The 12,699-nt window shown below is 70.0% G+C and carries 11 protein-coding genes; 5 read left to right on the forward strand and 6 right to left on the reverse strand.

The features are described from left to right. A complete protein-coding gene (locus IE246_RS16800) occupies window positions 1-774 on the reverse strand; it encodes a UDP-2,3-diacylglucosamine diphosphatase (RefSeq protein WP_189991744.1) in 774 nt (257 codons plus the stop codon). 215 nt (window positions 775-989) lie between these two features. Between IE246_RS16800 and IE246_RS16805 the strand changes: the two genes are divergently transcribed. Together IE246_RS16805 and ppc are read left to right on the forward strand one after the other, a co-directional pair. Next, entirely contained in the window at window positions 990-1,943 is a 954-nt protein-coding gene (locus IE246_RS16805) for a diacylglycerol/lipid kinase family protein (RefSeq protein WP_189991746.1), read from the forward strand. A 97-nt stretch (window positions 1,944-2,040) separates the two neighbouring features. Further along, the gene (gene ppc / locus IE246_RS16810) at window positions 2,041-4,806 is read left to right on the forward strand and encodes a phosphoenolpyruvate carboxylase (RefSeq protein ID WP_189991748.1); all 2,766 of its coding nucleotides are present in this window, start codon (window positions 2,041-2,043) and stop codon (window positions 4,804-4,806) included. A 168-nt stretch (window positions 4,807-4,974) separates the two neighbouring features. On the opposite strand, the gene IE246_RS16815 is transcribed toward ppc, so the two are convergent. Together IE246_RS16815 and IE246_RS16820 are read right to left on the reverse strand one after the other, a co-directional pair. After that, on the reverse strand, window positions 4,975-5,466 hold the full coding sequence (locus IE246_RS16815) for a YHS domain-containing (seleno)protein (protein ID WP_189991750.1): 492 nt from the start codon (window positions 5,464-5,466) through the stop codon (window positions 4,975-4,977). Window positions 5,467-5,625: 159 nt separating this feature from the next. Continuing rightward, a complete protein-coding gene (locus IE246_RS16820; protein ID WP_189991752.1) occupies window positions 5,626-6,981 on the reverse strand; it encodes a TldD/PmbA family protein in 1,356 nt (451 codons plus the stop codon). 182 nt (window positions 6,982-7,163) lie between these two features. On the opposite strand from IE246_RS16820, the gene IE246_RS16825 reads away from it, so the two are divergent. Beyond that, entirely contained in the window at window positions 7,164-8,381 is a 1,218-nt protein-coding gene (locus IE246_RS16825) for an aminopeptidase P family protein (protein WP_189991754.1), read from the forward strand. Between the two features lie 15 nt (window positions 8,382-8,396). On the opposite strand, the gene IE246_RS16830 is transcribed toward IE246_RS16825, so the two are convergent. Beyond that, on the reverse strand, window positions 8,397-9,626 hold the full coding sequence (locus IE246_RS16830; RefSeq protein WP_189991757.1) for a pentapeptide repeat-containing protein: 1,230 nt from the start codon (window positions 9,624-9,626) through the stop codon (window positions 8,397-8,399). A gap of 226 nt (window positions 9,627-9,852) precedes the next feature. Between IE246_RS16830 and IE246_RS16835 the strand changes: the two genes are divergently transcribed. Then, window positions 9,853-10,182 (forward strand): cytochrome c family protein, encoded by a 330-nt coding sequence (locus IE246_RS16835; protein WP_189991759.1) that lies wholly within the window; start codon window positions 9,853-9,855, stop codon window positions 10,180-10,182. A 165-nt stretch (window positions 10,183-10,347) separates the two neighbouring features. Further along, on the forward strand, window positions 10,348-10,722 hold the full coding sequence (locus IE246_RS16840) for a DUF4170 domain-containing protein (protein WP_189991761.1): 375 nt from the start codon (window positions 10,348-10,350) through the stop codon (window positions 10,720-10,722). A gap of 9 nt (window positions 10,723-10,731) precedes the next feature. On the opposite strand, the gene IE246_RS16845 is transcribed toward IE246_RS16840, so the two are convergent. Then, window positions 10,732-12,117, reverse strand: coding sequence for an MATE family efflux transporter (locus IE246_RS16845; RefSeq protein ID WP_189991763.1), 1,386 nt, complete (start codon window positions 12,115-12,117; stop codon window positions 10,732-10,734). A gap of 115 nt (window positions 12,118-12,232) precedes the next feature. Next, entirely contained in the window at window positions 12,233-12,652 is a 420-nt protein-coding gene (locus tag IE246_RS16850) for an EVE domain-containing protein (RefSeq protein ID WP_189991766.1), read from the reverse strand. Window positions 12,653-12,699: the final 47 nt, after the last annotated feature.

Raw genomic sequence — 12,699 nt, forward strand, 5'->3', positions numbered from 1 at the left:
TCAGGCCACGAGCGCCATCTGCCGGACCTCGGTCCAGTGCAGGATCTCCAACTCGCCGTTCATGTGCTCGACCAGGGCGGTGCAGCTCTCCACCCAGTCGCCGTCGTTGCAGTAGAGAACTTCGCCGATCCGGCGCATCTCGGCCTTGTGGATGTGGCCGCAGATCACGCCGTCGACGCCGCGGCGCGCCGCCTCGGTGGCCAGCGCCTGCTCGAACCGGCCGATGAACTCCACCGCCCGCTTGGCCTTCTGCTTGAGGTAGGCGGACAGCGACCAGTACGGGTAGCCGAGGCGCCGTCGGACGTCGTTAAAGACAGTGTTGATCGACAGCAGGGTGTTGTAGGACCAGTCGCCCAGGACCGCGAGCCACTTGGCGTAGGTCACCACCGCATCGAACTCGTCGCCGTGGATCACCAGGAAGCGTTCGCCCTTGCGGGTCACGTGCACGTGCTCCGGCCGGATCTCGATCTGGCCGAAGTCGGCGTTCAGGAACTCCCGGAACATCTCGTCGTGATTGCCGGGGATGAACATCACCTTGGTGCCCTTGCGGGCCTTGCGGAGCAACTTCTGGATGACGTCGTTGTGGGCCTGCCGCCAGGCCCAGGACCGGCGCATCCGCCACAGGTCGATGATGTCGCCGACCAGGTAGAGATGCTCGGACTCGGTGTGCTTCAGGAAGTCCAGCAGCTGTTCGGCCTGGCACCCACGGGTGCCCAGGTGCACGTCGGAGATCCAGATGGACCGGTACCGCATGGCGCCGCGCTCGGCATTCATCGCCCTCTCCCGTCCCGCTCCGGTCGCGCGTAAGGACTACACTTGGAAAGGGGGGATACCGACGGCCCCAAATCTGGTAAAGTTAAATATCCATGACAGAAACTTGGATTTCGACTTCGTAAGACCAACCCAACACGACACCATATTTGTCACAATTCTTTAATACTGGAAAATCGACCAAGTCGAACACCGGGAACCCAAGGAATCGACGCAGAATGCGCAGAAGCCCCGACGTCGCTCACGAGGACACGGCCGCCGCCCCGCAGCCGCCGCCGCGCCGCCGGGTTCTGGTCATCCACAACCCCAACGCCGGCCGCGGCCGGCGGCGGCACCGGCTGCAGGCGGCGATCGCCGAGCTGGAGCGGCTGGGCGCGCAGGTCGAGGTCGTGCTGACCGCCGCCGCCGGCGACGCCATCCGCTACGCGCATGCCGCCCTGGCCGGCGCAGCCGCGGGCGACGGCCCCGACGTGGTGGTGGCAGCCGGCGGCGACGGCACCATCAACGCGGTGGTCAACGGCCTTGCCGGCGGCCCGCTGCCGCTGGCGCTGCTGCCGCTCGGGACGGCCAACGTCCTGGCGGCCGAGATCGGCCTGCCGGACGATGTCACGGCCGTGGTGCGGGCGATCCGGCACGGTCCGGCGGTGCCGATCCATCTCGGCGAGGTCAACGGCCGCCGGTTCACCCTGATGGCCGGGGTCGGCATGGACGCCGAGATCGTGGCGTCGGTCAGCCCGAGGCTCAAGCGGCGCGCCGGCAAGGCGGCCTATGCGGTCGCCGCGCTGGTCCGCTGGTTGAAATACCGCCGGCATCGCTACCGGATCGAGGTCGACGGCGTCCTGCACGAGGCCGCCGCCGCGGTGTTCGCCAACGGCCACTACTATGCCGGCCGGTTCGTGTGCGCCGACGACGCCCGCCTCACCGACCCGCACCTGCATGTCTGCCTGTTCGAGACGCCGGGACGCTGGCACATGGCGCTCTACACGCTGGCCCTGCTCGGCGGTTTCCTGGGCCACCTGAAGAGCTATCGCGTGATCACCGGCCGGGAGATCGTCATCGCGGACGACGACGGCCGGCCGGTGCAGGGCGACGGCGACGTGGTCGCCCGCCTGCCGGTGCGGATCCGGATCGCCGACCAGACCCTCCCGCTGGTCATGCCCATCGCCGGATAGGCCGGATCGCCCGGCGATCGATTTTCATGCTGCACCGCACACACCGGTGGTGGACAATGGCGCTTCCACAACGCCCGACGTCGACGGGAAGGACAGCATGGAACCGGTGATCCTCGGCGACGGAGCCGAGAAGGACTCCCCGCTCCGCTACGACATCCGGCTGCTCGGCCGGATCCTGGGGGAGACCATCCGGGCCCAGGAGGGCGAGGCGGCGTTCGACATGGTCGAGCGGATCCGCCAGACCTCGATCGGCTTCCACCGCGAAGCCGACGAGACCGCTCGCGCCGAGCTCCAGGCGCTGCTGAGCGGGTTGCCGGTCGGGCTGGCGACCACCGTCATCCGCGCCTTCGGCCATTTCTCGCACCTCGCCAACATCGCCGAGGACCAGCACCACATCCGCCGCACCCGGGCGCACGCGCTGACCGGGGCGGCGCCGCGCGAGGGCACGCTCGCCTGCGCGCTCGGCCGGGCCTACGCCACCGGGGTATCCGGCAAGCGGCTGCAGGAGTTCCTGGACGGCGCATTCTGCAGCCCGGTCCTGACCGCGCACCCGACCGAGATCCGCCGCAAGAGCTCGATCGACCGCGAGATGGAAATCGCGCGGCTGCTCGACGACCGCGACCGCATCCACTTCACCCCGGCCGAGCTGACCGCCAACCGCAAGGAGTTGCGGCGCGCCGTCCTGATCCTGTGGCAGACCAGCATCCTGCGCGGCAGCCGGCTCCGAGTGCTGGACGAGGTCGTGAACGGCCTGTCGCACTTCGACCACACCTTCCTGCGCGAGTTGCCGCGATTGTACGGCGACCTGGAGGACGAGCTGGCGCTGGTCGAGGGGTGGGAGGAGGTCACGGTGCCGTCCTTCCTGCGGGTCGGCAGCTGGATCGGCGGCGACCGCGACGGCAACCCGTTCGTCACAGCCGAGGTGCTGCGCGAGGCCCTTCGGCTGCAGAGCGCCCAGGCCCTGAACTTCTATCTCGACGAGCTGCACCTTCTGGGCGGCGAGCTGTCGCTCGACGAGCGGCGGGTCACGGTCAGCGATGCGCTGCGGGCCCTGGCCGACCGCTCGCCCGATCACTCGCCGCACCGCGCGACCGAACCGTACCGCCGGGCGATCGCCGGAATGTACGCCCGGCTGGCCGAGACTGCCCGGAGCCTGGACGGAGTCGAGGCGGCCCGCCATGCGGTCGGCGCCGCACCGGCCTATGCGACGGCCGAGGAGCTGCGGGCCGATCTCGACACCGTCTTCGACTCGCTATGCGCCAACGGCTCGGCCAGCCTCGCCCGCGGCCGGCTGCGGCGGCTGCGACGGGCGGTCGACGCGTTCGGCTTCCACCTGGCGTCGATCGACCAGCGCCAGAACTCGGACGTGCACGAGGCGGTGGTCGCGGAACTGCTCGCGGTCGCCGGGGCGGGGACCGACTACCCGGCGACCGGCGAGGACGCCCGGATCGCCCTGCTGCGGGCCGAACTCACCGGCGCCCGTCCGCTGTCGGCGCCGCACCTGGGTTATTCCGAGCGCACCGCCGGCGAGCTGGCGACCCTGGCCGAGGCGGCGGACGGCCGCCGGCGGTACGGCGCCCAGGCTGTGCGCCACTACATCATCTCGAAGACCGACGGGGTGTCGGACATCCTGGAGGCGGCGGTGCTGCTCAAGGAAGTCGGCCTGCTGAACCCGCGCGAGCCGCGGCTGGACGTCGACATCGTGCCGCTGTTCGAGACCATCGGCGACTTGCGGCGCTGCGGTGACGTCATGGACCGGCTGTTCTCGCTGCCCGAGTACCGCCGGCTGCTGCCGTCGCGCGGCGACACCCAGGAGGTGATGCTCGGCTACTCCGACAGCAACAAGGACGGCGGCTACCTGACCTCGATCTGGGAGCTGTACAAGGCGCAGACCGTGCTGATCGAGGTGTTCGCCCGGCACGGCGTGGCGATGCGGCTGTTCCACGGCCGCGGCGGCTCGGTCGGGCGCGGCGGCGGCCCCAGCTACCAGGCGATCCTGGCGCAGCCGCCGGGCGCCATCCAGGGCTCGATCCGGGTGACCGAGCAGGGCGAGGTGATCGCCGCCAAGTACTCCAACGCCGAGGTCGGCCGCCGCAACCTGGAGACCCTGGCGGCAGCGACGGTCGAGGCCACCCTGTTGGCCGCCGACGGACGCCCGCCGCCGCCGACCGCGCACCTTACCGTCATGGAGACGCTGTCGGAGCGGGCGTTCGCCGCCTATCGCGGGCTGGTCTACGAGACCGACGGGTTCGAGCGCTACTTCCGGGAATCCACGGTGATCGGCGAGATCGCCAACCTCAACATCGGCAGCCGGCCGGCATCGCGGAAGAAATCGACCCGGATCGAGGACCTGCGGGCGATTCCGTGGGTGTTCAGCTGGGCGCAGTGCCGGCTGATGCTGCCCGGCTGGTTCGGCTTCGGCAGCGCCGTTCGGGCCTGGCTCGCCGACAACCCCGACGGGCTGGCGACCCTGCAGGCGATGTACCGCGACTGGCCGTTCTTCCGCAGCGCGCTGTCGAACATGGACATGGTGCTGGCCAAGAGCGACATCGCCATCGCCTCGCGCTACGCCGAACTGGTGACCGACCGGGCGCTCGGCGCGGCGATCTTCGAGCGGCTGCGAACCGAGTGGCTGGCCTCGATCGACGCGGTGCTGGCGATCACCGGGCAGCAGAGCCTGCTGGAGGGCAACCCGCTGCTGGCGCGCTCGATCCGCAACCGGTTCCCCTACATCGACCCGCTGCATCACGTGCAGGTCGAACTGCTCCGACGGCTGCGCGCCGGCGACCCGGACCCGGCGGTGGTCGAGGGCATCCACCTCAGCATCAACGGCATCGCCGCGGGGCTGCGCAACAGCGGGTGACAGGGGGTAAAGCGCCGGTCGCTACGTAGGTTCCGGCTCCGTCCCGCCATTGGCGGTCCGGTCCGGAATGACGACATTCTTGGGCGGCTTTTCCTTTCCTGACGTCATTCCGGACCGATGCGCCGCCCCGGCGCGGCCGAGCCGGAACCTACCCGCCGCTCGCGCCCGTCACGCCCCGGAGCCGCGCACCCGCTGGCGCCAGGTCTCGTCGGCCTCGGCGATGTAGCCGGTCGGGTTGCGCAGCCAGAGCTCGCGGACCCGGGCGTTGCGGTGCAGGTAGAGCCGGCCGTCGACCACGTCGAATACCGTCGGGTCGACGTCGTAGGCCTTGCCGATCGACACGCCATAGGCCCCGAACCCGCCGTATTGCGGCGCATAGCCGACCGGGTCGGCGAGGAAGCGCGACAGGTTGCGGGCCGAGCTGAACCGCCACTCGACGCCGCGCCAAGTCGTCGCGAATTCCGGCAGGCCTGCAACGGCCTCGTGGTCCTCCAGATAGGCCACCGGGTCGTACCCGTGGATCGCCACGCCGTCGGCCGCGTTCACGGCATAGTCGACGGTCGGGTCGGTCACCTCGGGCTCCTGCTTGGACAGGGCAACCCCGGTGCCGAGGATCAGGGTCAGCAGGATCACGCGGGCAAGCGTGCCACAGGACGGCATGTCGAACTCCAGACACCAGCCCCACTCCCGCAAGCCGCGAGATGGGGAGAACACAGGGAAGAATCCAGGCCTCACGCGCTCACGAGCGCGCGATCCGGAGGGTTTTCAGTGGAACGGAACCGACGGTCGGCCCGGCGCAGGCTCCAGTCCTGGCCGACCTCAGTCCTGGCCGCCGGCGACCAGCAGACCCTCGACCCGGAGCGTCGGCACGTCGATGCCGTACTTGAACTCCAGGTCGTCGGCCGGGGTCAGGGTCCGGAAGATGTCCCGCAGATGGCCGGCGATGGTCATCTCCGAGACCGGGAAGGTGATCTCGCCGTTCTCGATCCAGTAGCCGGCGGCCCCGCGGCTGTAGTCGCCGGTCACCAGGTTCACCGACGAGCCCATCAGTTCGGTCACGTAGAACCCGCGCTCGATGTCGGCGATCAGCGCGTCGCGGCCGACCGCGCCCTTGTCGAGGTACAGGTTGGTGGAACCCGGGCTCGGCGGCGAACCGGCGCCGCGGGCGGCGTGGCCGGTGCTCTCGAGCCCGAGCTGGCGCGCCGTGGCGAGGTCCAGGAACCAGCTCGCCAGCCGGCCGTCCTCGACCATCGCCCGCGGGCCGGTCGGCAGCCCCTCGCCGTCGAACGGCTTGGAGCGGTGGCCGCGCGGCCGATGCGGGTCGTCCACCACGCGGATTCCGGGCGCGAACAGGGCCGCGCCCATGTCGTTCTTCAGGAAGCTCGTCCCGCGGGCGATCGACGAGCCGTTGATGGCGGAAGCCAGATGCATCAGCACCGAGCGGCCGGCCCGCGGGTCGTACACCACCGGCAGGGTCGCGGTCTTGGGGCGTCGAGGGTTCAGCCGCCGGACCGCCCGTTCGCCGGCACTCCGGCCGATCTCCTCGGCGGGCTTCAGGTCGGCGTCGTACACCGCGGCCGTGTAGTCGTAGTCGCGCTCCATCTTCTGGCCGGTACCGGCGACCACCGAGGCGGCGATCGAGAAGCTGGACCGGCGGTAGGTGCCGGCGAAGCCGTTGCTGGCGGCCAGCGCGACCTCGGTGGTTCCCCAGCTGGCCTCGCCGCCCTCGGAATTGGTCACCCCCTCGACCGCCAGCGCTGCCTCCTCGGCGATCCGGGCGCGCTCGACCAGGGTCTCGGCCGACGGCTCGGTCGGGTCGAACATCTCGATCGCCGGCCAGCTCCGGGCGATCTGGCCGGGGTCGGCGATGCCGGCGTACTTGTCCTCGGGCGCCGCCTTTGCCATGGCGAGCGCCCGCGACACCAGCTCGTCCAGCGCGTCGGTCGCGAAGTCGGTCGACGACACCACCGCCTGGCGCCGGCCGACGAACACCCGGAGCTCCATGTCGCGGCCTTCCGACCGCTCGACCGCCTCGGGCGTCCCCATGCGCTGCGACACGGACTGCGAGACGCCGCGGGCCAGCAGGGCGTCGGCAGCATCGGCCCCGGCCCGCCGGGCGCGGGCCAGCAGGTCGTCGAGCAGGGACAGGGCGTCGGTGGCGGCGTTGTCGGTCATGAACTCGCTCGGATCGCTCGTGAGGCACGGACTTCGGACGCCAACCGGGGGCGCGGGCCGCGGATGGTAGCCGCTCGGCGAGCGGCCCGCATCATCGGCTCGTTGAATGGGCGTCGTGGTCGGGCTCAGATAGAGTGCGACCGGGCACTCCGCAACCGGTGCCGTGCAATCGGAGGGCAACGATGGCACTCGACATGGAACGGCTGAAGCACATCCGCAACGGCGGGAAGGTCGTCGGCACCTTCTCGGAGGCCGAGATGGCGCGCCGGATCGCGGGCCTGCGCCGGATCCTCGGCGAGCTCGACCTGCACGCCGCGATCCTGACCTCCTATCACAACATCGCGTACTACTCCGACTTCCTCTACACCCGCTTCGGGCGGCGCTATGCGCTGGTGGTCACCGCCGACAAGGTGACCTCGGTCAGCGCCAACATCGACGGCGGCCAGCCCTGGCGCCGCACCGTCGGCGACAACCTCGTCTACACCGACTGGCGCCGCGACAGCTTCTTCCACGCCCTGCAGACCCTGCTGCCGCGCGCCACACGGATCGGCATCGAGTTCGACCACGTCGACCTGGACACCCGCCAGCTGCTGGGCGACGCGTTCGACGGCGCCAGCTTCCTGGACGTCGCCGCCCCTGCGATGCGCCAGCGCATGGTGAAATCGGCCGAGGAGATCGCGCTGATCACCGAGGGGGCGCGTATCGCCGATCTGGGCGGCGCGGCCTGCGTCGAGGCCATCGCGGTCGGGGTGCCGGAGCACGAGGTCGCCCTGCATTCGACCCGGACGATGGTCCGCGAGATCGCCCGCAGCCTCCCGCATGCCGAGCTGATGGACACCTGGACCTGGTTCCAGTCCGGCCTCAATACCGACGGCGCCCACAACCCGGTGACCTCGCGCCGGATCGAGCGCGGCGACATCCTGTCGCTGAACTGCTTCCCGATGATCGCCGGCTACTACACCGCGCTGGAGCGCACGCTGTTCGCCGAGGAAATCTCGGACGCGCACCTGAAGTACTGGGAGATCAACCTCGAGGTCTACCGCGCCGGCCTCGAGCTGATCCGGCCGGGCGCCAAGTGCCGCGACATCGCCCACGCGCTGAACGAGATCTATGCCGAGCACGGCGTGCTCGACAGGCGGACCTTCGGCTACGGCCACTCGTTCGGGGTGCTGTGCCACTACTACGGCCGCGAGGCCGGGCTGGAGCTGCGCGAGGACGTCGATACCGTGCTGGAGCCGGACATGGTGGTGTCGATGGAGCCGATGATCATGATCCCGGAGGGCGAGCCCGGCGCCGGCGGCTACCGCGAGCACGACATCCTGGTGGTGACCGCCGAGGGCGCCCGCAACGTCACCGGCTTCCCGGTCGGACCGGACGCCAACGTCATCCGCAAAGGCTGACCGCTCCGGCCGGCCTCAGTCGTCGTCCGTCTCGAGCCCGTCGCAGCCGATCAGCTTGGCGTTCCACAGCAGGGCATCGCGATGGGCGCTGCCGGTGAAGTCGGCCGCCTCGATGCGGGCGCCGGTGAAGTTGGCGCCCTGCAGGTTGGCCTTCTCGAACCGGACCCTGATCTTGCGCCCGGTCCGTCGCCCGCGTGTGTCGGCCAGGTCGGCCGCTGTGATCTGCGCACCGACGAAGCTGGCGCCCGACAGATTGGCGCCGGTGAAATTGGCGCCCGAGATCGTCGCGAAGGAGAAGTCGGCCGAGGAAAGATTGGCGTTCTTCAGGCTGGTGAACAGCAGCTCGGACTTCACGAAGGTCGCGCCCGACAGGTCGGCGCCGTCGAAGATCGCGGCCCGCACGTCGCAGCCCGAGAAGTCCAGGCCCTTCAGTTTCCGGTCGGCGAAATTGGCGACCGCGCCGACGGCGCCGCCGCTGGCGATCCACTGGCTGTGCGCACGCAGGGACGCCTCGATGTCGGCCGGCAGGGAAGCGTCGATGTCCCGGGTGACCGCCCCTTCCAGATCGGCGCCGTCCAGGTTGCAGGTGGAGAGATCGACGTTCCGAAGGTTGGCGTCGGCCAGCTTGGCGTTCGACAGGTCGGCCCCGTCGAGATTCGCCCCCGTCAGGTTGGCGCCGGTCAGGTTCGATCCCGACAGGTCGGCGCCCGACAGGTTGGCGCCTGCAAGGTTCACGGCGCGCATCCCGGTATCGGCAAACACCGTGCCGAGCGCGGTCGCGTCGGTCGCGTCGGCCCCTTCCAGGTCCGACCCGGTGAAGTCGGCGTCCGAGATGTTGGCACCGGACAGGCTGAGCAGCCGCTTGATCGCCGTGCCCCATTCCTCGACCTCGGCCGATCGCAGGTCGGCATTCCGGATGACGGCGCCGCTCAGGTCCGCCATGCAGAAATTGGCCCCGCGCAGGTCCGCCTGGCTGAGTGTCGCCTTGCGAAGGTTCGCCCAGGTGAAATCGACAGCGAACAGGTCGGCCCCGAAGAAATTGGTCGACTGGGCCGACGCCCTGGACAGGTCGCTGCTCGACAGGACGGCGGAAATCAGACACAGGCCGTCGAGGGTCTTCCCCGACAGCCGGGCGTTCTTGCACATCATCCGCCTGCCGCCGCGCTTCTCGGCGAACAACTGGTGATCGCGGACCTGCTGGGCGATCTCCCGGGGCAGATCGAGGTTGCGCGGCTCGAACGACATGGCATGCCCACATGACGATGCCGACCACCGTCGGCTCCGGCGCGATGGTCGACCATCCGCCGCTAACACTGCGTAAAAGAATTTAGTTAAAAATTAATGCGTGTCAGCAAGCGTCGGAAATCGCACGAGGCCGTGCCCCGCGGTCGCCGCATTGCTATGATCCGCTCGAGTGCGCTCGACCACGCTTGGAGTGGTAAACGGAACGGCAGCGAGGAGGACGGAAACAATGCGTCAACTGCCAGCGGCGGCGATCCTGGCGACCCTGCTCGCCGCCCCGGTCGCGGCCGCCGCCCAGGAAGCCGGCGACAAGGGAAAGGGGTTGGATCTGGCGCTTCGGGTCTGCGCCAACTGCCATGCGGTCGCCGAGGGCGAGACGGTCTCTCCGGTCGACGCGGCACCGAGCTTCGAAGACATCGCCGACAACCCGGGCATGACCGGCATGGCGCTGTCGGCGTTCCTGCGCACCCCGCACCGGACCATGCCCAACCTGATCCTGACGCCCGACGAGATCAGCGACGTGGTCGCCCACATCCTCAGCCTGAAGGACGGCGGCTGACCGGCAGGCTCGCCGACCAGGGTCAGCCGAACGCCAGGCGGACGACGTAGTCGTACGGGGCGGCCAGCCTGAGCTTCGGCCGCGGTCCGCCGCCGTCGATTGAACCGGCCGTCGGGCTCCGCTATACGGGCCGCAAATCCTCCACCGCACGCCTCGGAGACGGCCATGAAGTACTGGGTGATCGGCGGCGAGTACACGGACACCAGCTTCACGCTCATCAAGGGCGGCGACGCCGAGCAGCGCATCGGCCCGTTCCAGGACTACGAGACCGCCAAGTCGGTCTGGGGCAAGCTCGCCTGGCAGCACGTCGACGACGCCCATGTCCGCTACCGCATCCTGCAGGAGGAGGCGACCGAGTTCTGGGTGGTCGGCGGGGTCTACAAGTCGACCGACTTCACCGAGACCGCCGACGGCTCGCCGGAAGCCCGGATCGGCCCGTTCGAGACCTACGAGCAGGCCAAGTCGGTCTGGCAGCAGAAGGCGTGGGACAGCGTCGACGACGCCCACTCGCGCTGGCGCATCGAGAAAGTCGGCAACTGATCCGACTGGTCACGCGATCCGTCGCGTGACTCTCCGGAACCGCAGCACCAGGGCCGCCCACACCACCGCCAGGCCGAGCGCGAGCCCGCCCCACACGCCGACGCCGCCGAAGCCGAGCGGGAACGCCAGCACCGCGGCCCCGCCGATTCCGAACGCCCAGTAGCCGACCACCGCGATCACCATCGGCACCCTGGTGTCCTTGAAGCCACGCAGAGCGCCGGCGGTCACCGCCTGACCGCCGTCGGCGATCTGGAACAGCCCGGCCATCGCCAGGAACGCCGTGGCGTGGGCGATCGCGACGGCCCCTGCGGCGTCGTCGCCGTCCAGGAACAGCCGGGCCAGCGGCCCGCCGGCGGTAACGAACAGCAGCGCCATCGGCAGCACCACCAGCACCCCGACCACCATGGCCACCCGGCCGGCCCGGCGCGCCGCCTCGAGATCGCCGCGCCCGACCGCCAGCCCGACCCGCACGGTCGCTGCCTGGGCGATCCCGAACGGCACCATGAACGAGATCGCCGTGTACTGGATCGCGACCGCGTGGCCGGCCAGCGCCTCCGCCCCGATCAGGCCGACCAGGAAGCCCGACGCCGCGAACAGCCCGGATTCCGCCAGCTTGGTCAGGCCGATCGGCAGCCCGATCGCCCAGACCTCGCGGTAGCGCGGCCAGTCCGGCCGCCAGAACCGCACCAGGATCCGGTAGCGGCGCCAGCGCCGGTCCCGCAGCACCACCGCCAGCAGGCCGAGGAACATCGCGGTCTGCACGATGCTGGTCGCCAGGCCGAGCCCGTACAGCTCCAGCCGCGGCAGGCCGAACCCGCCGAACATCAGCACCCAGTCGGCGACCGCGTTGATGACGATCCCGACCGCCAGGATGTACAGCGCCGCCCGCGGCCGGGAGTGCGCGGCGATGAAGTTGCGCAGCAGGCTGAAGCCGGCCATGAACGGGAAGCCCCACATGGCGCCGTCGGCGTACTCGCCGGCCCGCACCGCCAGCGCCGGATCCTGGCCGAGCGCGTGCACCAGGATCCATTCGGCGTGCCAGAAGTACAGCCAGGCCGGCCCGGTCAGGCTGACGATCACCCAGAAGCCCTGGCGGGCGGTGCGCCGCACCCCCTTGTAGCGGCGTGCGCCGATCTCCTGCGCGAACATCGCGGCGGTCGCGAACAGCACCCCGATGACGGTGATGTACATCGGGAAGAACAGGCTGTGCCCGAGCTGGCCGGCCGCCAGCGCCTCCGGGCCGAGGCGGCCGGTCATCACCACGTCGGTGGTGTTGAGCGACATCTGCGCGATCTGGGTGAGCGCGATCGGGATCGACAGCGCGACGGTCGCACGGATCTCGTCCCGCAGGACGCGGCCCGCGCCACCGCCGCGCACGGCGGATGCGATGGACATAGGGGTCTCCCGGCCCTGTCGTCAGGCGACGGGCCCGGACCCGCTTTAGGTGTGGCTCAGCGGGGGGTCAAGGGGAAACCCGGCGCCGCCGATGGGTCCAAGCGGCCGCGGGCCCTCAGGCCTCCGTCTCCGCCATCGCGCAAATCAGCCGCCACTGCTCGTCGGTGACCGGCACGACGGACAGCCGCGACTGCCGGACCAGGGCGAAGCCCTCGAGCCGCGGCTCGGCCTTGATGTCGGCCAGGGTCACCGGCTTCTTCACGGACTTCACCGCCCTGACCGTCACCATGCCGAACCGGCCGGATTCGTCGGTCGGGTCGGGGTGGTAGGTCTCGATCACCTCGACGATGCCGACGATCCGCTTCTCGTCGACCGAGTGGTAGAAGAACCCGCGCTCGCCGACCTGCATGGCCTTCATGTTGTTGGCGGCCTGGTAGTTGCGGACGCCGTTCCAGCCCTCGCCCTCGTCGCCCTTGGCCACCTGGTCGTCCCACGACCACGCTCCCGGCTCCGACTTGAACAGCCAATACGCCATGCCCGCCTCCTGGATTTCGGTCGCCGGGATTGAAACCCGGCCCGGCT

This window comes from Thalassobaculum fulvum (assembly GCF_014652915.1).
Classification (GTDB): Bacteria; Pseudomonadota; Alphaproteobacteria; order Thalassobaculales; family Thalassobaculaceae; genus Thalassobaculum_A; species Thalassobaculum_A fulvum.